This window comes from Mucilaginibacter sp. UR6-1 (assembly GCF_020880975.1).
Classification (GTDB): domain Bacteria; phylum Bacteroidota; class Bacteroidia; order Sphingobacteriales; family Sphingobacteriaceae; genus Mucilaginibacter.
This window is the reverse complement of record NZ_JAJIWP010000003.1, coordinates 834980-858847: the sequence shown is the minus strand read 5'-3', so window position 1 is coordinate 858847 and position 23868 is coordinate 834980. Positions and strand designations below refer to the sequence as shown.

The window sequence follows — 23868 nt, the reverse complement described above, 5'->3', positions numbered from 1 at the left end:
TTGTGGTTAAAATTTAACACTTGCACCTATATTGATTATTCGCTGCTGCGGGTAGAACTGGCCGCTACCGCTTGAACCTTCCGGATCATAATCCTTCACTTTTGTTATGGTGAACAAGTTAAATGCGCTGGCATAAATCCTCAAACCTGAAATACTGATTTTTGACAGGAACGGCGCTTTCAGATTATAACCCAACTCAACATTTTTAAGCCTTAAAAATGATGCGTTATTAAGCCAGAAAGTATTGTTGTATGAACCACCGCTTATGGCGTTTGATGCACGCTCTGTTACCCTTGGATAGCTACCATTCGGATTTGTAGGACTGAACCGGTTATCAGCCCAGGTACTATAAAAGTTACCTACACTGCCCGCTTCAGGCAATACATACTGTGTAACTTGAGCCTGACCTGAGAACAGCAATGATAGGTCGAAATTTTTGTATGACGCGTTCATGGTAAAACCATAGGTTATTTGCGGAATGTTACCATATTTAGTCCGTGTCTGGTCATCGGCAGTGATCTGGCCGTCGCCATTGTAATCCTCATAAATCAGGTCGCCTACTTTGGCACCGGTTACATGCGGATAAGCATCCAGATCGGCCTGTGTACGGAATATACCAATTGAGTTGTAAAGCAGGTAAGTATTTAAAGGCAAACCGGTTTGGCGCTGGTAATCAAGTGTGCCACTTGCTTCGTCAATAAATACGATCTTGCTTTTGGCATAAGTAAAATTACCTGATACTCCCCAGTTAAAATCCTTATTGTTAGAGCTATAACCTAATGTACCTTCAAAACCGGTGCTGTTTACTTTACCAATATTCTCTGACGGTACCAGCGGGTCGCTGCCGTAAGGATTTACAATACCTGATGAACCAGGCAATGAAGCATTACGCTGTGTTAATATGGATGAACGTTTTTGCTGGAAGTAAATAGCCTCAACGGTGAAATTATTAAATACAGTGGCATTGATACCTATATCAAGCTTGCGGGCTACTTCCCAGGTAATATTAGGGTTAGCCAGCTTAACCAGGTTTACACCCGGCTGTATGGTTGCGGCTGTTGCGTTGGTTGGTACAGCTACAAAGCCGTTGTTAACTAACACATAGTTATCAAAATACTGGAAACCGTTAACATTATCATTACCCAATGAACCATACGAGGCACGTATTTTAAGATCGTTGATAGCTTTTACGCTGTTTTGAAACCATTCTTCTTTTGAGATACGCCATGCGGCAGATGCTGATGGGAAATATCCCCAGCGCTTACCTTCAGGAAATATGGATGATCCATCAATACGTAGCTGACCCTCAAATAAGTATTTTTCATCATAGTTATAAGCTAACCTGCTTATAACACTTTGACGGGTGTAATTGGTACTGTAACCAGAGTTAAGATAGTCTGTTGCAGCTACCCCGCCTTGCGAAAGTTCAGGCAATTGAGTTGAAAGGAAATTGAAACGCTGCGCGTCAAAATATTCCAAGTGGTTTTTACTTTGTTCGTAACCTACAAATGTGTTAATATCATGCTTGCCAAATTTGCGCGCATAGTTTAATTTAATGTTTGAAGTAATAAGCGACTGATTGGTGTGGCTTTCAGATAAAGTTGCTTTTGAGTTGTTACCCCCGGTTACTACAGGCACATATGTTTCGGTACCTGCATCATAACGGTACAGGTTATAAGGCTTTGAAAAGCTTTTATTAAAAGCGTTTGATTTATCTACCGAAAAGAAACCATCTATCGATAAACCCTCAACCCCCGGTATTAAAAAGCTACCGCGCAATATACCGTTGAATACCTGCGTCGGGTTATCAACTGTACCGCCAATATCAGTAACCTGTACTGCCGGATTATTATTTTCGATGCCTACAGTAGGTAGGCCGTTTGGATAATAAGCGGCAACTATTGGTTTAGCCCGATAAATTGACCGGAATACATCTCCGGCACCAACTTGCGGAAACAGCCTGTTTTCCTGACGACCAGCTAATGACAGCCCTACCTTAAGGCGGCTTGATACGTTGGCATCAATATTTGAACGGAAGTTGTATTGCTTGTATTTGGTTACCCCTTCTTTATAAATACCATCCTGGTATATAGTACCCAGTGAAGTATAATATTTAACATTATCGCTACCACCGCTTATTGAAAGGTTTTGCTGATTTTGAAGGGCCACCTTTTTCAGTGTCTGATCTATCCAGTCGGTATTAGGATATAACAACGGATCTGAACCATCCCTGAATTTTTGGATCTGCTCATCAGTATAAGCCTGGTTTAAACCACCTGCCGGGTTTGAGTCATAAACTATCTCATTCATGATCTGGGCATAGGTAGGCGCGTCGGCCATTTTAGGCAAACGGGTTGGCGAACTAAAGCCCTGGTTAAAGCTGTAGTTAATAGTTGGCTTGCCTGTTTTACCCTTTTTGGTAGTTACTAATATAACACCGTTAGCCGCACGGTTACCATATATAGCAGCCGACGCATCCTTTAGTACCGATACGCTTTCAACATCATTAGGATCCAGTCGCTCTAAACCGCCTATCTGGCCCGGTACACCATCTACAACCACTAATACGCTATTGCTGCCTGTTGTGGCTAAACCACGAATATTGATGTTTGAACCATCATAACCCGGCTCGCCGCTGCGGTTATTGATCACCACGCCCGAGAAGCGGCCTGCCAGCGAGTTTGAAAGGTTGGGCTGCGGGCTCTTTACCAGATCCGATCCCTTAACCTGCGATATGGAACCGGTAAGGGTAGCCTTTTTTTGCGTACCGTAACCTACCACTACCACTTCGCTTAGTGCTTTATTGTCTGCCGAAAGCTGAACGTTTACTTTAGCACTGCCGCCCACAGGTTTTTCAATAGTTTGGTAGCCGATGAATGAAAACACGAGCACATCGCTTTCGGTATTGGCCTGTATGGTGTATTTACCATCAACATCAGTAATTACACCAATGGTGGTACCTTTTACCATAACGCTTACACCGGGTAGCGGCGCGCCTTTTTCGTCGGTAACCACACCGCTAACCGTAAATTTGTTCATTGCCGCGTTAACCTTGTGTAAAGGGTTAACTACAGCGGCATGTACCGGCCTCACCGCTATAACCGCGAGCGAAAAAAAAGCTGCGGCCAAAATGGCTTTTGACGATAAACATGGAGGCGATAATTCGTTCTGTAAATTTTTTCTCATGCTCATAAAAGGTTATTAAATATTAACAATTGGTAAAATATCCGCATTAGCGCGCAGCAGCACGGCCTGAGCCTGCACTAATCATTCTGCAAGAAAAAACTAAGCGGTTACTTTAGGTTTATGGAGCTAAGTTGCAGGTAAAATGGGCACAGTAAAAGGGGACAACCGGCAAAAAACAGGGGGTAAACTGATAATTCACCCCCGCTGTTCCATTTCAAAAAAACATGTTAATTATTAACTATCAATACATTACCTGTATTTTACCATATCAGGATTAACGGCAAGGTTGTGCGAAAAATTTTTACGGTATTTTTTGATGTATTGCGATGGGTTCATGTTAAACAGCTTGTTAAACTGCTCACGAAAATACTTAGGATCATTAATACCCACCAGGTACGAGGTTTCTAAAATGGTATTATCGGTATTGATAAATATTTCGGCAGCTTTACGCAGGCGAATGAACCTAATAAAGCTGTTTGATGACTGCCCTGATACCGACTTTATTTTTTTGAACAGGTTAGACCGCGACATGCCTATCTCATCAGCCAGTACCTGTATGCTAAAGTCAGGATCGGTAATGTGCTTATCAACTATGCTGATGCAATTGTCCAGAAACTCCTTGTACTCGGCGGATATGCGCAGGTTGTTTGAGTTGAGCGTAACCTCGTTATAAAAATACTTTTGTAAATGGTTTTTGCTTTTAAGGATGCTGGCTACCCGTGCCTTTAGTATCTCTTTTTCAAAAGGTTTACTGATGTAATCGTCAGCTCCCCCTTCAATGCCCTTTAACTTTATTTCGGGCGATGAACTGGCAGTGAGCAATATGATAGGAATATGGGATATGGCTACATCCTCCTTCATCACGCTGCAAAGCTCAATACCACTCATGCCCTGCATCATCACATCGCTTATTACCAGGTCAGGCAGGTATTCTTTTACCAACCTTAAACCGTCCTCACCGTTATCGGCCTCATAAATACGGTATTCCAGCTTAAATATTTGTTTTAAATACTCGCGCACATCATCATTATCATCTATCAGTAGCAGCGTTTTTACATCCGATGCCAGCTTATCGTCAAACAGCAATTCCTCGGCGGCCTCTACCTTGGCGTTGGCAGTTATCTCATCTTCTATCAACTCCTTCAAAAATTCCGACCGTGTATCAACATCTTCAATAATTTCACAATCATTTAAATGCGCCTTGCCTTTAAGTAGTACAATCGTAAATGTTGTTCCCTTATCCACCTTGCTTTGGTAGGTAATGGTACCCTTGTGCTTTTCAATAAACGTACGAACAATATACAAGCCTATACCAAAGCCGCCCTTTAGCGAGTTATTGATGCCCGGCTCCTGGTAAAAGCGGTCGTACAGTTTTTCGCCGGTAGTTTCGGGAATGCCGCAGCCGGTATCTGCTATCTCTATCAGCATTTCGTTACCTTTGTCTTTAATGGTAAAGCCTACCCTGCCGCCCTCGGGTGTAAATTTAATAGCGTTGGATAAAAGGTTGAAAAGTACGATCTCCAGCTTTTCGCGGTCGGCATACAGCTCAACAGCATCAGTATTGGTATTAAAATCAAACTGTATATTTTTTGACCGGGCCTGGTGGCTAAAGCATAAAAACACTTCCTTGCTTAGGTTTACAGCGTTTAACCCGGATACTTTAAGATGATCCGCTTGCAGATCAGCCTTACGGAACAGCAGTAACTGGTCAACCAAACCCAGCAGTCTGCGGGCATTGCGGTAAACCACGTTAAGGTTGGTGGTATCCACATTTTTATCATCCCGATACAACAGCTCTTTTACCGGGTTAATAATGAGCGTTAAAGGAGTACGAAACTCGTGCGAAACATTGGTGAAAAACGAAAGTTTTTTCTCGTTCAGCTCCTTTTCCTTTTCATTCTCAATGTGCGATATTTTGATCTCATACTCCAGCCTGGCCTGCCTTTCCCGATAAAGTATATAGGCGTAGATCACCCCTATAGCGGCAAGGGCATACAACGCATAAGCCCACCAGGTAAGGTACCATGGCGGTAAAATGGTGATGATTAACTGGCTCCCTTTATTATTCCAAACCCCATCATTGTTAGAGCCTTTTACCAAAAGTTTATAGGTGCCGGGGTTTAAGTTGGTGTAGGTTGCCTTGCGCTGCCTGCCTACATAGTTCCATTTTTTATCAAAGCCGGATAACTTGTAGGCATACTCATTCTTCTCCGGATGGGTAAAGCTTAACCCGACAAACTCAACCGAAAACACGCTTTGATGATAGTTCAATGTTACCTCGCGGGCCAGGTTCAGATTCTCTTTTAACGGAGCATCGGCACCCGGAATTACTGTTTTATTGAACACCTGAAAATCGGAGAAGTAAACCGGCGGCACATGCTCATTGTACTTTATTTTAAGCGGATCAAAATAGATCACACCATCGGTACCGGCAAGGTATATGCCATTGAGCCTGTCATTAAACATTACGCTGTTCACAAACAAACCATCGGCCTCATCAAAATTCCTGACTACTTTTTTAACCGGGTCTAAAACCGAAGCACCTTTTTCAGTAAGCGCCCATATGTTGCCTGCCTTATCCTCTGTAATATCATTGAACACATTACTGGCAAAACCGTTACGGCGCGAGTATACCTCGAACGTGCCTTTATTTTTATCAAACCTGTTCAACCCGTCGGGCGTGCAAACCCACAGGTTGCCCCTCGAATCAGGAAATATGGTTTTGATGATGTTATTGCTGATATTACCCTTAACATTGTTGTTGGTGGTGTATGAGTAAAACCGCCCCGTACGCCTGTCAAACCGGTTAAGGCCACCGCCGTAAGTACCTACCCAAACGGTATTGCTCCCATCTTTTAGCAAACTGTATACGTGGTTGTTGCTGATGGAATATTTGTTATTTTTTTGATTGAAATAATGCGTGAATTTTCCGGTTTGGCTGTTAAATATTTTAAGCCCGGCATCCGTGGCCAGCCAGTACTCGCCAGGCGCTACTTCAATAATATCCCTGAAAACATCCTCGTTAAACAGGCTGCCAATAGCCGAGTGGTGCTCGTGGTGAATAAATTTGTTCGCCTGCTGATCGTACCTGTCAAAACCATTTTCTGTTAACACCCATATATCACCTTTGCTATCCCGGTAAAGCTTAATGATATCATCACTATGCAGCGCGCCTTTAGCTGCAGCATGAAAATAAGTTTGGTTTTTACCTGTACGATAATCGTACTTAAAAAGCCCGTTACTTGTGCCAATCCACAAACATGAATCAGCAACCAGCATGGCCTTAACCGGGCGCTGCCCCAAAGCCAGTTTAAACAGATTGAATTTATATTGCCCGCGGTCAATCTTGATAAGTCCGCTGTTGGAGCATATCCAGATGATGCCATTCTTATCGGTATAACTGCTCCCGTTTGAAAAATTGGCGATATCGGGCAGCACCTGCCAGGTTTTATTAGCTGTATTAAGCCAGTAATAATGTTCGGAACCGCCTATCAGCAAACTGTTTTTACCGGCGGCCATGATACTGAAAACCGACGAATTTTTACCCGCGGTGCAGGAGTATGCGGTGAATTTTTCGGTTGAAGGATCAAAGCAGAACAAGCCCTTCCAATAGGTGCCCACCCATATACGGCCATCGCCGTCATAGCATAACGACCATACATCATTCGGGTTTTTATCGCCCGCGGTATACCTTTGCTGGTAGTTGCTGAATTTGCGGGTTTTAACATCAAATTTATTTAGTCCGCTGCTCCAATTGCCCAGCCAAAGGTTGCCTTGCCTGTCCTCAACTATAGCATTTACCGATTTACCCTTCATGGCCGTTACCGATGCCGCATCGGGCTGGTAAACGGTGAACTTATGGGTACTTTTCTCGTTATACTGATTAAAGCCATCATCGGTACCTACCCATATCCTGCCCCTGGTATCCGCCAATAAACTCCAAATCTTATTATTGCTTAGCGAGTACGCGTCCTTATCATCATGATAGAAACGAACAAACTTTTCGGTAAGCGGATCGAAGAGGTTTAAGCCATCCATAGTACCCACCCACAGGCGGCCCCTGCTATCCTCAACAATAGCGTTTACATAATTGCTGGTAATGGTGGTGCTATCACCGGGTATGGTAACAAAGGTTTTAAAAGTATAGCCATCAAACTTACAAAGCCCGTTTTCTGAACCTACCCACAAAAATCCCCGCCTGTCAGTATAGGCGCAGGTAGTTGTTTTTGACGGAAGGCCATCATTGGTAGTGTATACTTTTAACGCGTAATTACCCGGCGCGTTTACCTTATTTAACGATGCGCGCCAAACCTGTGCAATTACCGGCTTGCACAGGGCAAATGGCAGCACCAGGCATATCAAACTCTTTAATAATCCCCTCATTGCACTCGGTATCTTACCGCGAACGGTTAATTTTCATAGGTACAGGCAGAATGTATGTTACCTATGGTATATAATTGTTACGGTAAAAATATAAATTATGCTGATATGTTTATCGCAAACACATCTATTTAACATTTGGTGCTGTGCTATAACAGCCGTTATTTTGCTAATTAAACACTATGGTTGTAACCGAGCGTGGTTGTAACGCTACACTACCTTTTAACGGCTGCACAGGCGATGCCTTTAAGTTATCATCAGCCGCGGCAGATGTGGTGTATGTACGGTATGTTTTAGCCCCTTTAAGGTTACTTAAATTCAGGTTTAAAGCTGTAGGTTTTTCGGTGTAATTGATAGCCACAACCACCAGCTTGTTTTTACCGCCGGTATAGGCGGATACCATTACATCCTGCGCCTGCTTATACAGATCAAGCCCATCGCCGCGGCTTACCTCTACCCTTTTCATTTCCGGGCGAATGAACAGGCTGTAATTACCCATTGCCCACAGGTTTTTGGTGATAGCGAACTCGCCATCGGTATGCTCCTTATTAGGTTGCAGGGCAATCAGGTAGTATCGGGTATCAAACTCGGCATTGCCGGGCTCGTAGGAATTCCATAAATGCCAGGCCGAAGCGTTACCAACGGTTAAATCGTGATGTATCATTTTGGCCAAAAACAACGCGCAATCTATAGCGCTGCGTTTACCTTTGATGCCCTCTCTAAAACCATCGGCCAGCATAGAGTATTCAGACTGCCAATATTCGAGGCCATATTTTTTAGCAGTGTCGGCCACGTTTTTGCGCACGTTTACTATGCTGCTGTCACCACTATCGGTAAAGTAGCTGTGCCCGGCAACTACCGGCGGCACAAATTTTAGCTTCTTAATATTGAGTTTTGAAGTATCAGCATACAGTTGTTGTATCTGCCTTGACGATGCCGTTTTACCACTGTACAAATAGGTTAGCATACCGGCTTCGGTAGTGAGGATTTTGGTGGATAGCTTATTTTTGTCCAGTTCGGTATTGAGTGAACTGATCACACGGTGAATCTCGGTATTCGTCCAGGGGCTTCCCTCCTGGCTGGCCTTACCCGGCGGGTTTGACCAATCCCACTGCGGCTCATTTACCGGACTAATGTAGCTGAAGTGCAATCCCTCTTTATCAAAATGCTTTATCACCTCGGCTAAAAAAGCGGTGTAGGCATCGTACTTATCTTCTTTCAGGTTTGATATATAATCCTTCTCGGTTTTAAAGCCACGGCCATTCTTGGTAAACTGCACCGGTGGCGTGTTTGAAAAAGCGATCAGGTTTTCAACTCCATAACTTTTGGCTTTGCGTAAAAACCATTGGTAACCGGCCTGCTTAGTCCAGTCGTATTTGCCATCGGGCGATAAAAAGCTTTCAACACGTCTTCTAAAATCAACTATTCCGCTACTGTCGCCCTGCTCGGTTGTACCCCCGCCAATGTTAAAGCGCCATGCCGATAGGCCAATACCCTTTGGATTGCCCTGCGCATCAACCTCACGGCTGAATAGTAACTCCGCTATCTTTTCTCGCTTGGCTGATGGCCAATACTTGCCAATGCCCTCAGAAAACCAGCACCCCGATGCACCTATATTGTGTACGGCTTGGGCGGTGTTCTTTCCGTCAATAGTTATTGTAAGTTGCTTTTGCGCGGTTTGCGCCCGCGCATTAAATATAGTGCCGCAAACAAAAATGGCTGCGAGTGTAATGTTATTTATCTTCATGGTATACAGAGGGGTATTTGTTTTAGTAGATGCTGTTATTTTTTTACACTTACAGGTTTTATACCGGTATGGGTAGGTATAACCTGTTTAATGGTGCCATCGGCATTAAAGTACAATCTGTCAATACATACCTCGCGGTTGTAACCCGCCGCATCGCCCATGGTAATACCTTTAGGGTAGTTAAAACGATGGTAAACAATGTACCACTCATCCGTACCCGGAATTTGTATTACCGAATTATGCCCTGTACCGTATATTCCCTTTAAAGCATCCTTTTTCAGGATGATGCTGTTTTGCGGGATAATGATCTCGCCCAGCGGAGAATCAGCCACGCCATAAGCCACGCGGTAATCCGGGCTGCGGGTATCATCCTCCGACCACATAAAGTAATATTTACCCTCGCGATAGAATACATAAGTACCCTCGCGGTAATCCTTACCGGGCTTTAATACTTTGGTAGTACCTTGCTTTAGCGATACCATATCGTCACTCAGCTCGGCACCGGCCATGTAACCATTGCCCCAGTACAGGTAGCTTTTGCCGGTTTTAGGATCGGAAAATACATCAGGATCTATCTGCTGCCCGCCTGTTATGCCATCGGGGAAAGCATCTATCAGCGGCTTACCCGAATCAACGAACGGCCCCGCCGGATCATCAGCCACGGCCACCCCTATTTTTTGCGCTGCAGTAAAATAGTAAAAGTATTTAAACGCGCCGTTTATCTTCTTCTCTACAATGCAGGGGGCCCAGGCATTGCGTTTGGCCCATTTTATATCTTTTGGCAGATCGATAATCACGCCTTCATCCTTCCAGTTCACCATATCGGGCGATGAAAAGGTTTTGAAATACTTGCCCGACCAACCTGTAAAGCCATCGCTGGTTGGGTAGAGGTAAAACCTGCCGGTTTTCTCGGCATACAATATATCCGGGTCAGCGTAGTATCCGGCCAATACAGGGTTATGATTTTCAACCGCGCTTACCTTATACTTTACCGGGGCCTTACCTTTTATGGTAACCGTAAATATTTTTGGCCCTTTTGAAAGATCAGCCGTTTTTGGCGTAACCATTATACCCGGAAATGTTGTAAACTGTGGATTAAAAGCCTTTAAAGATGTGCCGGGTCTTACGGCAAGTTCCAGTGTTTTTGCAGCAGTGTCCAGCTTAGTATTGATTGTTTTAAGCGCGGGGTTAGTTGCTGATAGCAGTACATCTTCGGCACTCATCCATTTAGCGGCCAGCCTTTGCGCTTCGGCGGTGGTTATAGGCATTACGGTACCGTGGCGCGGGTGAAAGTTCATGCTCACCTCACCATCAACTACCTTGAACGTTTTAAAATCGGTACTTTTGGTAAACTGGTAACGGCCGCTGGCGTATACATCATACATCAGTATATAACCGCTGCCATCATTCAGTTTAAATACACCCGAGCCTTCAACCGGCTCTTTGGTTTGCTGCACATCCACGCTTTGCAGCTTATAACCTTCGGTAAGTTTGGTTGATATGGCTATGTTGATGCCCAGGTTGGCCCCTTCGGTTTTGTAGAACAAATAAAATAAGCCATCTTTATTTACAATCTCCCCATCAATACACGAGCCCTTATCCGGGCTAAAGAATAACTGCTTCGGCTCGCCCTCCAGATCAGTAAAAGCGGCATTGGCATAAGCATAATAAATAATATCGCGCCCGCGCAGGCCATGTTTCATAGACCAGTAGATTAGGTATTTGCCCTTCGCCGCATCGTAAATAGTTTGCGGCGCCCATACACGCATCAAACTATCATTACCCTTAAACCTCTTTTGTATATTAACTACGGATGACGACCAGTTAACCAGATCGGTTGATTTGAGCAGCACCATGGCGCGGTTAGAGTCCCACCCTTTGTCAGACACCATATCGGTAGCTACCATGTAAAATGTTTTGCCATCGGCCCCGCGCACAATGTGCGGATCGCGCACACCGCCTGATTCGCTTATTTTTGCCGAGTTAAGTATTGGTTTATCCTGATTTAGGGCGCGGTAGTGATACCCGTCAGCACTTAAAGCAAAGTGAATAGCTTCCTCATTTTTTTGATTGCCGGTAAAGTAAGCAAACAGGTAAGCTGAGTATTTTTGATTAACCTTTTGAGGTTGAGAATAAGCCGGTAAATAACCGGCAAATAAAATAAGTGTTAAAATTACAATTTTAAAAAAAGACGTGTTTTTCACCATCATATTTAGGAATTTGGTCTATACTTCCGAAAGTTTGAAGTTAATACTTTCGTTTAAGTTTCAAATCCTAAATGATAAAATATTTATCAACCACCTGTATTATAGGTGGCGATTGTACACTTATTGCGCAATAAATAACTTGAATTGATATGAAACTCAGGCAACCTGCTCGTTAAATGAGTATAGTTTCATTACGGCAGCATGGTCGGTATTGTCTTGAGATAAATGTTCGAACCTTTGTTTAGCCAGCGATAAGTCGGCATCAAAGCGTTGTAAATTCATATGCAGATCGGCCAAACCGGTTTGGTATCTGCTCAAATTTGCGCGGTAAGTATCGGCTTGTATCCTTAAACGGGTAAGGGTATCTTTAAAAAGTTCAGTATTCACAACACATCATTTATTATTGATGTGCAAAGCAAAATTTATTCCAATTAGTGGTGAATTTATTTTTTTTTGTGATGATGGTAGTGTTTTGTGAGTTCGAGCTTAGTATTGTGGTTATCGTTAGCCGCGTCAATAGAGTGTGTACACAAAATATCGTCCTCTTTTTCGGCCAGATCCGAAAGTTGTTCATAAAACTTATGCAGCTTGTCCAGCTCCTCCTCGTTCAGGTCCTCAATATCAACCATACGGTTGCTGGCTCCCTGGTGTGAGGCTATCAGTTCATTCAATTTAAGGTGTATGGCCTTTGAGTCCTTGTTCTGTGTTTTTTGTATCAAAAATACCATCAAAAAGGTAATTATAGTGGTACCGGTATTAATAACCAGTTGCCAGGTATCCGAGTAACCAAATATCGGCCCGGTAATGCCCCAAACTATTATTACACCAAAAGCAACTATAAACGCGGTTGAGCTGCCTGTGGCATTGGTAGCCCAGTTTGCAAAACGCTCAAATAAGTTCTTCTTTCCGGCTGGCATAAGTTTTTAATAAATAGGTATTAAACTAAAAAAGAGCGCCAAAGTTTAAACCGGCGCTCTTTTATATTACTTTAAAGAATAATTATAATTTGCTTGTCGCGTCGATACAGTTAAGATCGCCGAAGGCAACAGTTAACCTTTTTACAAAGTTCTCTTCAGCCTTACGTAACCAAACGCGTGGATCGTAGTATTTCTTGTTCGGAGAATCTTCACCTTCAGGATTACCGATCTGGCCTTGCAGATAAGCTTCTTTTGACTGGTAGAAATCTTTAATACCTTCCCAGAAAGCCCATTGCATATCGGTATCGATATTCATTTTGATAGCACCGTATGAGATAGCCTCGCGGATCTCTTCCTGGCTTGAGCCTGAACCACCGTGGAACACAAAGTTGATAGGCTTTTCAGCAGCTATACCATGTTTCTTTTTCAGGAATTCCTGAGAGTTGTGCAGGATAACCGGCTGCAATTTTACGTTACCCGGTTTGTATACACCATGTACGTTACCAAATGCAGCGGCAACAGTAAAGCGGTGGCTTACTTTTGATAGTTCTTCGTAAGCGTAAGCAACCTCTTCAGGTTGAGTATATAAGCGTGAACTATCAACATCGCTGTTATCAACACCATCTTCCTCACCACCGGTTACACCAAGCTCAATTTCAACAGTCATGCCCATTTTGGCCATGCGCTCAAGGTATTTGGCTGATGTTTCGATGTTCTCTTCAATAGGCTCTTCAGAAAGGTCAAGCATATGCGATGAGAATAATGGCTTACCGGTTTCGGCAAAGAACTTCTCGCCGTGCTCTAACAAACCATCTATCCAGGGTAATAACTTTTTAGCAGCATGGTCGGTGTGCAAAATAACCGCGACACCATAGTGCTCAGCAAGCAGGTGTACGTGCTTAGCTGCCGATACGGCACCTAAGATACAAGCCTGAAGTTTTGAATTATCTAACGATTTGCCGGCGTAAAACTGCGCGCCGCCGTTTGAAAGCTGAATAATAACAGGTGAATTTACCGCTTTAGCCGTTTCCATAACAGCGTTTACAGTGTTTGTACCTATAACGTTTACCGCAGGTAAAGCAAACTGGTGCTTTTTAGCTGCCTCAAATAGCTCCTGCACCTGATCGCCGTGCAGAACGCCTTTGTAATCTTTTAAACTCATTAATTATTTAACGTTTGGTTTGGGCTCCGAAGATATAAAATTAAACTTGTTATATGATGTAAACAGCTTAATTATATGCTGTTTTTTATAAACATAGTGTAATTTATACACATACATCATACCAGTACTTAAAAACTCAATTTATTAGAAACAATTAAGTAAACTATTTTTTTTGTTTCTTTGCATCACATTGACAGACACAGAAAACGATATGGCGTGGTTTAAACGAGAAATTAAGGGGATAATTACGACTACTCAGGAAAAGAAAGAAGCACCGGATGGTATCTGGAATAAATGCCCTGAATGTAAAAAACCCCTTCATTATTCGGAGCAAGTTGAGAACCAGTATGTTTGCCACTATTGCGGCTATCATCTGCGTATCGGCTCAAAAGAATATTTTTCAATTTTATTTGATAACAACGAATTTACCGAACTTTTTGGCAACCTGCGTTCGGGCGACCCTCTGCACTTTGAGGATACCAAAAAATATACCGACCGTATAAAGGAAACCACCAAAAAAACAGGCCTCACTGATGCTATCCGCTCGGCGCATGGCAAAATTGACGGGCAGGACCTGGTAATAGCCTGTATGGATTTCAATTTCATCGGCGGTTCAATGGGTTCGGTAGTGGGCGAAAAAATTGCCCGGTCTATCGACTATTGTATCCAGCACAAAATGCCTTTCCTGCTTATCTCAAAGTCAGGCGGCGCACGTATGATGGAGGCAGCCTTCTCGCTGATGCAGATGGCTAAAACATCAGCCAAACTGGCTTTGCTGAGTGAGGCTAAGTTGCCGTTCATCTCCCTGCTTACCGACCCTACTACAGGTGGTGTTACCGCATCATACGCTATGCTGGGCGATATTAATATTGCCGAGCCGGGCTCACTGATAGGTTTTGCAGGCCCGAGGGTTATTAAGGAAACCATCAAAAAAGATCTGCCTAAAGGCTTCCAAACCGCTGAGTTTGTTCAGGAACATGGCTTTCTTGACTTTATAGTTGACCGCCGTGAAATGAAGGAAAAACTGGCATCATTTATCAAAATGCTTGCCCCGGCAGCTTAATTGCCGTTCATAATATTAAAAAAAAGAGGCTGCTCAATTATTGGGCAGCCTCTTTTTTTTGAAGAATATTGAATAAAGCGGCGGCTTATGCAGCCGGGTCGAATTCTACGATCCATTCAATACCATACTTATCCCTGAACATGCCGGCGTAGGTACCCCACGGACTGTCGCCGATTGGGCCTTCCACGTCGCCGCCTGCTGATAGGCCATTAAATATCTTCTCTGCTTCGTCACGACTTTCGGCACTCACATAAATTTTCGACCGGTTCTCATTTTCGTTTACCTGTCCCATAAATGCCGGAACATCGTTGGCGATCAATACATTGTTTTTACCAAGCGGCAAGCCAATGTACATGATCTTGTTCGCCTCATCTTCAGGTACCTGAAACTCGGGGCTTGATAAATCTTTAAAGCGGACGATCTTCGTAAACTCGCCGCCAAAAACTGATTGGTAAAAATTGAATGCTTCTTCGGCATTGCCGTTAAAGTTGATCCATGGGTTGATTGCTCTCATGATTGGGTGTGTTTAATAATTGATTTATTTGTAAGTTTTAGTGTGATTATTGTTTGTTAAGATAAAGCGGCCAATAGGTTTTCCAGGTTTTTCAATGTCATGGTGAAGCCGATCCTGAAGCCTTCCAGTAGTTTTTCCAAACGCTCGAACGATTCGTTAAAAATCACAATATCAACCCGGGTAATGCCATCCTGCTCACTAAAATTATAATCCCAGTCTGATCCCGGCAATTCCCTGTTTTCGTCCTTATCAGCAAAGGTATTGTACATCTTAAAGTTGGTTTTCGGGGTAATGGAGGTAAATTCCTGTACAGACCAGCGCTCCTGCCCATCCGGAGCTATCATCGCGTAAAACCTGCGCCCCCCTATTTTAAAATCCATATACTTTGTTTTGGCGCGCATTGGCTCGGGTGCCCCCCATTGGTCAAGCAATTCAGCTTTGGTGAAGGCATCCCATACCAAATCAAGCCCGGCATTGAATTCCCTGGTGATGTATACCGTTTTGGCAGCTTTGTCAACATTAAAATCAAACAGCAGATCGTTATTCATTATTTTTCTTCTTTAATGGTTGATAATATTTTGTCGAGCTGATTAAACTGAGTTTGCCAGCTTTGCCTGAACTGCGCTAACCAATGATCAAATTCCTGCATCTTTTGCGCGTTAAAATGATAGTATATCTCCCTGCCCAAATGCCGGGGCTTGATCAGATCGCACTCGTGCAATACCTTGATATGTTTTGATACGGCCTGACGGCTCATATCAAATTTTTCGGCCATCACGTTTGGTGTCATCGCCTGCACTGCAAGCAATGTTAAAATGGCTCTGCGTGTAGGATCAGCTATGGCCTGAAATATATCCTGCTTCATTTATTATACATATTTGCAACCTTACAGTTGCAAATATAAACGCAACTTTTTAGTCGCGCAAATTTATTCGCAATTATTTTTTCTTTATTAGTAACGATAATAAACTGCCTCTCTATTCCATTACCTCATCCAGCAGGTAAAGTATTGATTCATAATCCTGCCCCACAGCGTGCGACATGGCCATCTCGCAGGTTTTGGTGGATGAATAATAACCGTCATATTGTTTCTGCTGCACTTCTAATGCTTCGGGCAAGGTGGCTGAGGCAGTAAGTTCAGGTACCAGGAAACCACGATCACCGGCCATACCACAGCAACCCGAATGTACCGGCACATCAACATGTGCGGCATAGTGTTGTGCTAAAGCGGTAAATTTGCCTTGGATATTCATTTTTTGCAATGAGCAAACCGGATGCAATACTACCGTACCTTTTTTGCTGATGTTTTGCGGCTTAGGCATCACAACATCATGCAGGTAATCCACGCAATCCAATATGGTCATGCTGTCAAACTTATACTGATTAGCTTCACTTAAATTTTGGCGCATATTTTTGATGGCGTAGGCACAGGAGCTTACATCGATCACTATCCTGATCTTACCTTCGCTGCTGGCCTCCCACATCCGTTCAATAAATATATTAGCCATGTATTTATTAGCATCGGCATACCCTTTTGATGAGAAAATCTGGCTGCAACAACTGCCAAATACGTTACCGGGGATATTTACTTTAATACCAGCTTTTTTGGATACGCTCATAAACGTATCCATCACGCTTTTTTTACCTTTAACCCCACTGCCCAGCATACGCGATATGCAGCTTGGGTAATAAATAACCTCAGCATCCTGCGGCTGCTTGCCCCTGCTTTGTTTTATCGGGTTTAAATTGGGTGGCGAAGCTAATTGCTCCGTCCATAAAGGCATGGCGGGAATAATACGTTTAAAGGCCGTGGTGACGTTTGCCATAGCCCTGGCGCCAAATACCTTGTTCAGCACATTACCTGCCGAGAGGGCAAAGCGCGCCGCGCCCATGGCAATGCCAAAGTTACGGGCAACAGTAAGCGCTACCTTGTTAGCCAGCGGCGAATGATTTTCGCGGCGCAGGCGTTTAATCAGCTCGCCGGTATTAATGTCAACCGGGCAGGCCGTGGCGCAAAGGCCGTCAACAGCGCAGGTATCCATACCATCGTATTGGTATTGGTCGAGCAGTAATTTATGATTAACCATATCGCCATTCAGCTCCATCTTTTTCAATTCCCTGCGGATAACTATCCTGCGCCGTGGCGTTGTGGTGAGGTTTCGGCTCGGGCATTTATGTTCGCAATAACCGCATTCAATACACTTATCCACCTCGTGCTCAACCGTTGGCAGGGGTTTGATATTTTTAATGTGGACGCTTTTATCGGCATTGATGATAACCCCCGGATTAAGCAGGTTAGCCGGATCAACCGCCTCCTTTATCTGCTTCATGATGGCGTAGATCCCATCGCCCCACTCGGTTTGTACAAAGGGGGCCATGTTTCGGCCGGTGCCATGCTCGGCCTTTAACGCGCCATCGTATTTGTTAACTACCATATCAACCACCTCCAGCATAAAACGATCGTAACGGGTTACTTCATCGGGCGAGTTGAACTCGGGTGTGATCAGGAAGTGGATGTTACCATCACGGGCATGGCCAAAAATGATGGCATTGTTATATTCATATTTTTTAAACAGTGCCTGCAGATCCAATATCGCATCGCCAAGTTTGGGCACCGGGAAAGCCACATCCTCCAAAATAACGGTTGATCCGCTGGCTCGCACCGCCCCTACCGATGGGAAAAGTCCTTTGCGTATTTTCCAGTAATATTCCAGCTCCTGCGGAATTGAGGTAAAAACAGGGGCATGCAACAAAGCTAAAGTTTCTGCCTGCTGCAAAAAGTCGTTCACTTTTTGTTCTATCTCTGCATAGGTATCTTCCTGAAACTCCACCAGCAGGCATGAGGCTTGTTCAGGCAAACCTTTAATTACCGCGGGCAAATTGGGCATATGCTCAATGGCGTGTAACGATGCCCTGTCCATCAGTTCAATGGCGCGTGCACCCGCATCCGTAAGCGGCACTATGGCCTGGCAGGCGGTGTATATATCCGGAAAGTATAATAGCGCTGCTGATTTAAACGGATATTCAGGTACGGTATTCATCACCGTTTCGGCAATAAAGGCCAGCGTACCTTCGGCACCTATCAGCAAATGGGCCAAAATATCCAGTGGGTGCTCATGATCTATCAGCGAATTAACGGCATAGCCCACCGTGTTTTTTATCTGGTATTTACTCCGGATCTTATTATATAGTTCAGCATCAGCCAACAATTGTTGCCGGGTATTTTTAAGCAAATGGTATAGCGAACCGCACTCCTGTTCAAAGCGGCGGTAATCGGCCTCGTTTTCGGTACTGAACACCTTTCCGTCAGGCAATATAAAGCGGATATATTTTACGGTATGATAGGAGTTTTGCTTTACCCCGCAACACATTCCGCTTGAATTATTAGAAAGGATGCCCCCCATCATGGCCGAGTTGATACTTGCCGGATCAGGGCCTATCTTTTTTTTATGCTTACGCAAATAGCTGTTCACCATACCGCCGGTTATACCGGGCTGTACGCGTACCTCGCTGCCGCTGTTCTCAATGCTGATCTTATCCCAATGCTGACTCAGATCAACTAAAATACCATCTGTTATGGATTGCCCGGAAAGACTGGTGCCACCGGTACGAAACACCAGCGGAATGTTATTCGCCTCTGAAAATTTAAACAGCGCGATCACCTCCTGCTCGTTCACCGGCTGTACTACGGCCTGTGGTGTGAGGGTATAAAAACCCGCGTCAGACGCGTAAGATACCAGATCGATGAGGCGTGTTTTTATTCGTGCCGCCGGTATTATTGCCTCAAGTTGTTTACCTATTTGCAAGACTACTGTATTAAACACCTAAATTGTGATATATTTTTCACTTACGCGTAATTTGTCGGAATAAAATAAGCAACGTTTATTAATTATTAATTAACAAACATTTCGGGCATCATAAAAGCATTATTCCGCTTAGGAGTAATTAAAATTAGATTAAATCTTAACTTAATCAACTAAAATAAAAGACAGATGTTAAACCGCCTATTTTTACATAGCACTTGATAATGTCAAAAATTATCTTACCTTTACATTAATTATTTCAATTCTTAATATAATTCAGACAATTCTCCCACCTATTAATTGCCTGTTTACTTTCAACTATAAACAAGATACAGGTATGAAAAAAAGTGTTGTTCTTATTGAAAATGACGCGGCTATCGCCGAGGTTGTTGATTATATTTTAACCGAACTTGGTTGTGACGTAATACAAACCCCTGCCAAAGATTACGCTAACGCAATATCGGCATATAACCCCGGGCTTATTATGCTTGACTACTCATTAGGCGGCGATTTAACCGGCGACCAGATATGCCGTAACTTAAAATCTGATTCAACCACAGCCAATATACCGGTAGTGCTGGTATCCGCCATAAACGGGCTTGAAGAAGCCGGCCGCATGTGCGATGCTGATGATGTACTTGCCAAACCATTTGATATTACTGATCTTGAAAAATTAGTAAACAAATGGCTGGGCACCGACCGTATAGCCAGCTAATACCCATACTATCCTCTCCCGCGCAGGGCAACTCCACCCTACTGATATTATTCATCATCCTGTTTTATTATTCTCATTAGCGTATCTGTTACAGGATAAGCAATGTTATGCTTAAACCATAACGCGCTTTTTAAGTTGTTATATTAGCACGCGTTACAATATATATCCATGAAAATATACCAGCAGCATATACGCCTTGCAGCCCGTCGCCGTGGCTTTCACCTCATAACCAATGATGTTTTACAGGCTCTACCGCAATTGAGAGAGATCAGTATAGGTATGTTACAGGTTTTTATCCAGCATACATCAGCATCGCTTACCATAAATGAAAATGCCGACCCTACCGTGCGTATGGACTTTGAGATGTATTTTAACAAGGCCGTGCCCGAGAATGACCCGGATTATGAGCACGATTACGAAGGATCAGACGATATGCCCGCGCACCTTAAAGCCGCCATGCTGGGCAGCTCGGTAACCATACCGATAACTAATGGCAGGCCGGCTTTGGGCACCTGGCAGGGCATTTACCTGTGCGAGCACCGTAACCATGGCGGTAACCGCAGCGTGGTAATTACCGCCTGGGGCACTTAAAAACCTGACAATTCGCTAACCATTGTTTGCCCGGCAAGCACTTACATTTGTTTTATGAGAGTAGACATATGGTCGGACATTGTTTGTCCGTTTTGCTATATAGGCAAGCGCCGCTTTGAAAATGCCCTTGAGGGTTTTGATGATAAGGTAGAGATTGTTTGGCACAGCTACCAGTTAGATCCTGAAGCCAAATACGAGGAAGGCCAAACGCTTGACCAGTATCTTTCAAAACGTAAAGGCTTACCGCTTGAAAAAGCCAGCGAAATGAATGCTTATGTTACCGCGCAGGCGGCCGAACTGGGCTTAAACTATAATTTAGATACCGCTAAAATAGCCAACACACTTGATGCGCATCGCCTGCTGCACCTGGCCGCTAAATATGGTAAGCAAAATGAAGTAAAGGAAACCTTGCTTGCAGCTTACTTTACCGAAGGCAAAAACATCAGCGATGCTGAAACGCTGGTAAACACAGGGCAAAAACACGGACTTGATGCCGATGAGGTACGCCGGGCATTAAATGAAGATGCCTACAAGCAGGATGTTGAGGAAGATATATACCATGCCCGCCAGATAGGTGTACAGGGAGTGCCATTTTTTGTATTTAATAATAAATACGCGGTATCGGGTGCCCAGCCTACTGAACTTTTTAAGCAGGTACTTGATAAGGTTAAGAGCGAAGAAAAACCACAGGTATTAAATGCCGATGGTGATTTTTGCGGCCCCGATGAAAATTGCTAAAGCTGACACTTTAATATATATGAATGAGAAAGGGCCGGTAATTATTACCGGCCCTCTTTTTTTGTAATACTATTTCTTTATCTATTGTTCCTGGTATACTACCGAAAGATAACGCTCTTCAACCGTGCGGTAAAACAAGGCCATCAGCGCGAGCACCGCGCATATAAAGAAGGTTACGATATGGTAATCGGCATTGTAAATATATAGCGCGCTGCCTATAACCAGCATACGCAAAAACTCCACAGCAAACACCCATTTCTTTTGCTCCATTATGGCACCACAGTTAATGAGCGTAAGTACGGTAAATGTAGTGAACAGGAATTTTTCCATCGCTCCCAGCTCAAACTCAAACAGGATGAAGAAAAACAGTGTGATCAGCATAAATATTACCTGCCAAACTACGTAATTGTTCAGCCTTTGCTGCATAGGCTCCTCATGCACCTTGATACCGAATATACGCTCGGCATTTTCACGCGCGGCGGGGTCTATCAGGTTAGGGCTGCCAAATATCATACGAATTTTTCCTTTCAGCGTTTTTTCGCGCTTAACCATTATCCAGAGCTCTATAAAAAAGTGGAAGTGCTGCCACATAAAGCTATACGTATTTAACTGGTGCGTAAGGCCGTAAACAGGCTTCTCGTCCTCCTTTTTAAAGGTACCGAATAACTTATCCCAAATAATAAGCACATCGCCATAGTTTTTATCCAGGTACTCATCATTACAGGCGTGGTGTACACGGTGGTGAGATGGGGTAACCAAAAAATACTCTAAAAAGCCCAGCTTACCTATTACCTGGGTATGCACAAAGAAAGGGTACAAACCATGTATCAGCAGCATAACCACGATCATTTCGGCCGGAAAACCCAATACGGGCAAAACACTCCAAAAACCGGTGCGTACAATAGCCTGCAAAAGCGTTATACGTGCCGACACGGTGTAGTTAAAGTCTTCGCTTTGGTGGTGTACCACGTGTACGGCCCAAAGCACATTCATTTCGTGTGCAAGCCTGTGGTACCAGTACCAAATAAAATCGGTACCTAAAAAAAGCAATATCCACATGGCTATGGTTGGCTTTATCTGGAATATGCCATAGGTTTTTTGCAGATAATCATACACGCCGTAAAATACCGCAGCGGCAAGCACATCAGTAAGGCGTTCAAGTATGCCTATACTAACGTTCGCTATTGAACGGTGAAGATCAAACAGCTTAAGTTTTTTTTGTTTTGCGACGAAATACTCCAGCAGCATAAATACTACAAAGAGCGGTACAGCAAAAGCGAGGATGTTGTATTTCATTACTCGTTTTTATTGTTTGTTTTAATATTTATTAAAACGAAAAAACACTCAAATATAATCTTAATTGATATACAAACACAAACTTTATGCCCAAAGGCAACAAATACACCTGTGAACCTGCCATTTATATATTTTAAATAATATTTAAACTTTAGCTGTTAACTAAATTACACAGTATATACTTAAAACAAAATACAAACCGTTTAAGTACGATTGTATAAATTTGTTACATGGGAAAATTTGAGGTGCCTGATAAAGTGCTTTATGTATGCACAGGCAGCAAGTGTGGTAAACGTGGTGGTAAGGATACTTACAAAATGGCATCGGGCTTTGTAAAGCACAGCAAAGGTAAGGTAGATATTGAAGTGATACGTATTGAATGCACAGACCGTTGCAAATTTGCACCGGTCTGTAACATACAGCCTGAAAATATATGGCTGAAAGAATATTCTGAAAAGGAGGTATTACGCCTGCTGGCGGGCCTCATGCAGCAGCAGGATTAGGCCTCGCTGCTGTAGCTGATTTTAGGGATATGATGATCAATTTCCCAACGGCCGGTACCTTCTTCGCCAATAACTTCAAATAGTTCAAGGGCGCGGCGTGCTTTGTACTCTTCTTCGCGTTGCTCTTTAAAGAACCAGTTTAAAAATTCAAGGGTTACAAAATCCTGCTCTTTGTAGCAACGGCTGGCGATGGCTTTAATAGATTCGGTAACGCTTACCTCTTGCTCCAAAGCATCCTCAAATACTTCGCGGAATGAGTTGTACTCAATTTTGATATTGGTAACCTCCGGAGAGATAGCAGTGCCGCCCATATCAAGCACGTATTTAAAAAATTTAAGCTGGTGCTCTCTTTCCTCTTCAGACTGTTTGTAAAAATAGTCGGCCGAGTTATCAAAACCATTACGGTCACACCATGAAGCCATGGCTAAATATATTGACGCTGATTGCGCTTCCTTTTTAATTTGCTGATTTAAAACCTCTTCTATCTCGGTTGATAAAAGTGATTTTATGCGAATGATATCTTTCATGATCTAATTGTTTTAATCATTTATAACAATACAAAGATAATGCTATAAACGCCCAAACAATTAAATATTAACAATATAGAAGCAATCTAAGTATAGTTAAACGGCTGTACGATAAAGCCTGTTGTAGATGATGTGGTTAAGCTCAAGCATTACAAAAGTACCTTGTAACAGCTCCTTAAAGTGAATGATCTGGGTAAGGGTGAGCACGTAAGTGTCATCACAGGCGCAAATAAAGATGATCTCCATATCAGGCGACAGGGCATCCATCAGTTTTTGCTCAATATCAATGCTGTTAATAGCCTTGTTAAGCTTTAGCAGGCAGCGGTAATCAAAACGGGCAAGTTTACCGGCAAAATCAATATACCAGCAGCTTTCACTGTCTGATTGATAGATAGCGCCCTGCGCTGTGGTAAAAACCTCTGTAAATGTTGGATTATCAACTACCTCTTTAACCTGCATTCCCTTTTTTGTGTAGAAGTGTGTTTAGCAAAAATAGGACTATTTAGATTAAATCCAAAT

General features: G+C 43.4%; 19 protein-coding genes. 5 read left to right on the top strand and 14 right to left on the bottom strand.

Annotated features, from left to right (window positions below; genetic code table 11):
* Window positions 1-6: 6 nt before the first annotated feature.
* From LJ707_RS14330 to fbaA, 7 genes are all read right to left on the bottom strand, one after another.
* The gene (locus LJ707_RS14330) at window positions 7-3186 is read right to left on the bottom strand and encodes a TonB-dependent receptor (RefSeq protein WP_228952105.1); all 3180 of its coding nucleotides are present in this window, start codon (window positions 3184-3186) and stop codon (window positions 7-9) included.
* 249 nt (window positions 3187-3435) lie between these two features.
* On the bottom strand, window positions 3436-7569 hold the full coding sequence (locus LJ707_RS14325; protein WP_228952103.1) for a two-component regulator propeller domain-containing protein: 4134 nt from the start codon (window positions 7567-7569) through the stop codon (window positions 3436-3438).
* Window positions 7570-7735: 166 nt separating this feature from the next.
* Complete coding sequence (locus LJ707_RS14320; protein WP_228952101.1) at window positions 7736-9313, bottom strand: glycoside hydrolase; 1578 nt, start codon at window positions 9311-9313, stop codon at window positions 7736-7738.
* 35 nt (window positions 9314-9348) lie between these two features.
* Window positions 9349-11523, bottom strand: coding sequence for a family 43 glycosylhydrolase (locus LJ707_RS14315; protein ID WP_228952099.1), 2175 nt, complete (start codon window positions 11521-11523; stop codon window positions 9349-9351).
* A 153-nt stretch (window positions 11524-11676) separates the two neighbouring features.
* The gene (locus LJ707_RS14310) at window positions 11677-11907 is read right to left on the bottom strand and encodes a hypothetical protein (RefSeq protein ID WP_228952097.1); all 231 of its coding nucleotides are present in this window, start codon (window positions 11905-11907) and stop codon (window positions 11677-11679) included.
* Window positions 11908-11963: 56 nt separating this feature from the next.
* Complete coding sequence (locus LJ707_RS14305; protein ID WP_228952095.1) at window positions 11964-12437, bottom strand: low affinity iron permease family protein; 474 nt, start codon at window positions 12435-12437, stop codon at window positions 11964-11966.
* An 82-nt stretch (window positions 12438-12519) separates the two neighbouring features.
* Window positions 12520-13599: a class II fructose-bisphosphate aldolase gene (fbaA, locus tag LJ707_RS14300; protein WP_228952093.1), complete on the bottom strand. Its 1080-nt coding sequence runs from the start codon at window positions 13597-13599 to the stop codon at window positions 12520-12522.
* A 211-nt stretch (window positions 13600-13810) separates the two neighbouring features.
* On the opposite strand from fbaA, the gene accD reads away from it, so the two are divergent.
* Window positions 13811-14662, top strand: a complete 852-nt coding sequence (gene accD, locus LJ707_RS14295) for an acetyl-CoA carboxylase, carboxyltransferase subunit beta (RefSeq protein WP_228952091.1) — start codon at window positions 13811-13813, stop codon at window positions 14660-14662.
* A gap of 85 nt (window positions 14663-14747) precedes the next feature.
* On the opposite strand, the gene LJ707_RS14290 is transcribed toward accD, so the two are convergent.
* The 4 genes from LJ707_RS14290 to LJ707_RS14275 all read right to left on the bottom strand — a co-directional run bounded on the left by LJ707_RS14290 (window position 14748) and on the right by LJ707_RS14275 (window position 18982).
* Window positions 14748-15176 (bottom strand): VOC family protein, encoded by a 429-nt coding sequence (locus tag LJ707_RS14290; RefSeq protein ID WP_228952088.1) that lies wholly within the window; start codon window positions 15174-15176, stop codon window positions 14748-14750.
* Between the two features lie 56 nt (window positions 15177-15232).
* Window positions 15233-15724 (bottom strand): SRPBCC domain-containing protein, encoded by a 492-nt coding sequence (locus tag LJ707_RS14285; protein ID WP_228952086.1) that lies wholly within the window; start codon window positions 15722-15724, stop codon window positions 15233-15235.
* Complete coding sequence (locus tag LJ707_RS14280; RefSeq protein WP_228952084.1) at window positions 15724-16041, bottom strand: helix-turn-helix transcriptional regulator; 318 nt, start codon at window positions 16039-16041, stop codon at window positions 15724-15726. Before LJ707_RS14280 ends, LJ707_RS14285 begins: the two co-directional genes overlap by 1 nt.
* A gap of 112 nt (window positions 16042-16153) precedes the next feature.
* The gene (locus LJ707_RS14275; RefSeq protein WP_228952082.1) at window positions 16154-18982 is read right to left on the bottom strand and encodes an FAD-binding and (Fe-S)-binding domain-containing protein; all 2829 of its coding nucleotides are present in this window, start codon (window positions 18980-18982) and stop codon (window positions 16154-16156) included.
* Window positions 18983-19316: 334 nt separating this feature from the next.
* Here LJ707_RS14275 and LJ707_RS14270 point away from each other — a divergent pair, with 334 nt between their 5' ends.
* The 3 genes from LJ707_RS14270 to LJ707_RS14260 all read left to right on the top strand — a co-directional run bounded on the left by LJ707_RS14270 (window position 19317) and on the right by LJ707_RS14260 (window position 21023).
* Window positions 19317-19694, top strand: a complete 378-nt coding sequence (locus LJ707_RS14270; RefSeq protein WP_228952080.1) for a response regulator — start codon at window positions 19317-19319, stop codon at window positions 19692-19694.
* A 168-nt stretch (window positions 19695-19862) separates the two neighbouring features.
* Window positions 19863-20285, top strand: coding sequence for a secondary thiamine-phosphate synthase enzyme YjbQ (locus LJ707_RS14265; protein WP_228952077.1), 423 nt, complete (start codon window positions 19863-19865; stop codon window positions 20283-20285).
* A 54-nt stretch (window positions 20286-20339) separates the two neighbouring features.
* Complete coding sequence (locus tag LJ707_RS14260) at window positions 20340-21023, top strand: DsbA family protein (protein ID WP_228952075.1); 684 nt, start codon at window positions 20340-20342, stop codon at window positions 21021-21023.
* 81 nt (window positions 21024-21104) lie between these two features.
* On the opposite strand, the gene LJ707_RS14255 is transcribed toward LJ707_RS14260, so the two are convergent.
* Window positions 21105-22319 carry a sterol desaturase family protein gene (locus LJ707_RS14255; RefSeq protein ID WP_228952073.1) on the bottom strand — a complete coding sequence of 405 codons (1215 nt, stop codon included), beginning with the start codon at window positions 22317-22319 and terminating at the stop codon, window positions 21105-21107.
* Between the two features lie 230 nt (window positions 22320-22549).
* Between LJ707_RS14255 and LJ707_RS14250 the strand changes: the two genes are divergently transcribed.
* Complete coding sequence (locus tag LJ707_RS14250) at window positions 22550-22822, top strand: (2Fe-2S) ferredoxin domain-containing protein (protein WP_228952071.1); 273 nt, start codon at window positions 22550-22552, stop codon at window positions 22820-22822.
* On the opposite strand, the gene LJ707_RS14245 is transcribed toward LJ707_RS14250, so the two are convergent.
* A complete protein-coding gene (locus LJ707_RS14245; RefSeq protein ID WP_228952069.1) occupies window positions 22819-23349 on the bottom strand; it encodes a ferritin in 531 nt (176 codons plus the stop codon). The genes LJ707_RS14250 and LJ707_RS14245 overlap by 4 nt on opposite strands.
* 96 nt (window positions 23350-23445) lie before the next feature.
* Window positions 23446-23808, bottom strand: a complete 363-nt coding sequence (locus LJ707_RS14240) for a hypothetical protein (protein WP_228952067.1) — start codon at window positions 23806-23808, stop codon at window positions 23446-23448.
* Between the last annotated feature and the right edge of the window lie 60 nt (window positions 23809-23868).

What these genes read in the sequence shown, in the direction of transcription:
- LJ707_RS14330 (WP_228952105.1), bottom strand. Translation starts at nt 3,186, where the DNA reads ATGAGAAAAAATTTACAGAACGAATTATCGCCTCCATGTTTATCGTCA.
- LJ707_RS14325 (WP_228952103.1), bottom strand. Translation starts at nt 7,569, where the DNA reads ATGAGGGGATTATTAAAGAGTTTGATATGCCTGGTGCTGCCATTTGCC.
- LJ707_RS14320 (WP_228952101.1), bottom strand. Translation starts at nt 9,313, where the DNA reads ATGAAGATAAATAACATTACACTCGCAGCCATTTTTGTTTGCGGCACT.
- LJ707_RS14315 (WP_228952099.1), bottom strand. Translation starts at nt 11,523, where the DNA reads ATGATGGTGAAAAACACGTCTTTTTTTAAAATTGTAATTTTAACACTT.
- LJ707_RS14305 (WP_228952095.1), bottom strand. Translation starts at nt 12,437, where the DNA reads ATGCCAGCCGGAAAGAAGAACTTATTTGAGCGTTTTGCAAACTGGGCT.
- fbaA (WP_228952093.1), bottom strand. Translation starts at nt 13,599, where the DNA reads ATGAGTTTAAAAGATTACAAAGGCGTTCTGCACGGCGATCAGGTGCAG.
- accD (WP_228952091.1), top strand. Translation starts at nt 13,811, where the DNA reads ATGGCGTGGTTTAAACGAGAAATTAAGGGGATAATTACGACTACTCAG.
- LJ707_RS14290 (WP_228952088.1), bottom strand. Translation starts at nt 15,176, where the DNA reads ATGAGAGCAATCAACCCATGGATCAACTTTAACGGCAATGCCGAAGAA.
- LJ707_RS14285 (WP_228952086.1), bottom strand. Translation starts at nt 15,724, where the DNA reads ATGAATAACGATCTGCTGTTTGATTTTAATGTTGACAAAGCTGCCAAA.
- LJ707_RS14280 (WP_228952084.1), bottom strand. Translation starts at nt 16,041, where the DNA reads ATGAAGCAGGATATATTTCAGGCCATAGCTGATCCTACACGCAGAGCC.
- LJ707_RS14270 (WP_228952080.1), top strand. Translation starts at nt 19,317, where the DNA reads ATGAAAAAAAGTGTTGTTCTTATTGAAAATGACGCGGCTATCGCCGAG.
- LJ707_RS14265 (WP_228952077.1), top strand. Translation starts at nt 19,863, where the DNA reads ATGAAAATATACCAGCAGCATATACGCCTTGCAGCCCGTCGCCGTGGC.
- LJ707_RS14260 (WP_228952075.1), top strand. Translation starts at nt 20,340, where the DNA reads ATGAGAGTAGACATATGGTCGGACATTGTTTGTCCGTTTTGCTATATA.
- LJ707_RS14255 (WP_228952073.1), bottom strand. Translation starts at nt 22,319, where the DNA reads ATGAAATACAACATCCTCGCTTTTGCTGTACCGCTCTTTGTAGTATTT.
- LJ707_RS14250 (WP_228952071.1), top strand. Translation starts at nt 22,550, where the DNA reads ATGGGAAAATTTGAGGTGCCTGATAAAGTGCTTTATGTATGCACAGGC.
- LJ707_RS14245 (WP_228952069.1), bottom strand. Translation starts at nt 23,349, where the DNA reads ATGAAAGATATCATTCGCATAAAATCACTTTTATCAACCGAGATAGAA.
- LJ707_RS14240 (WP_228952067.1), bottom strand. Translation starts at nt 23,808, where the DNA reads ATGCAGGTTAAAGAGGTAGTTGATAATCCAACATTTACAGAGGTTTTT.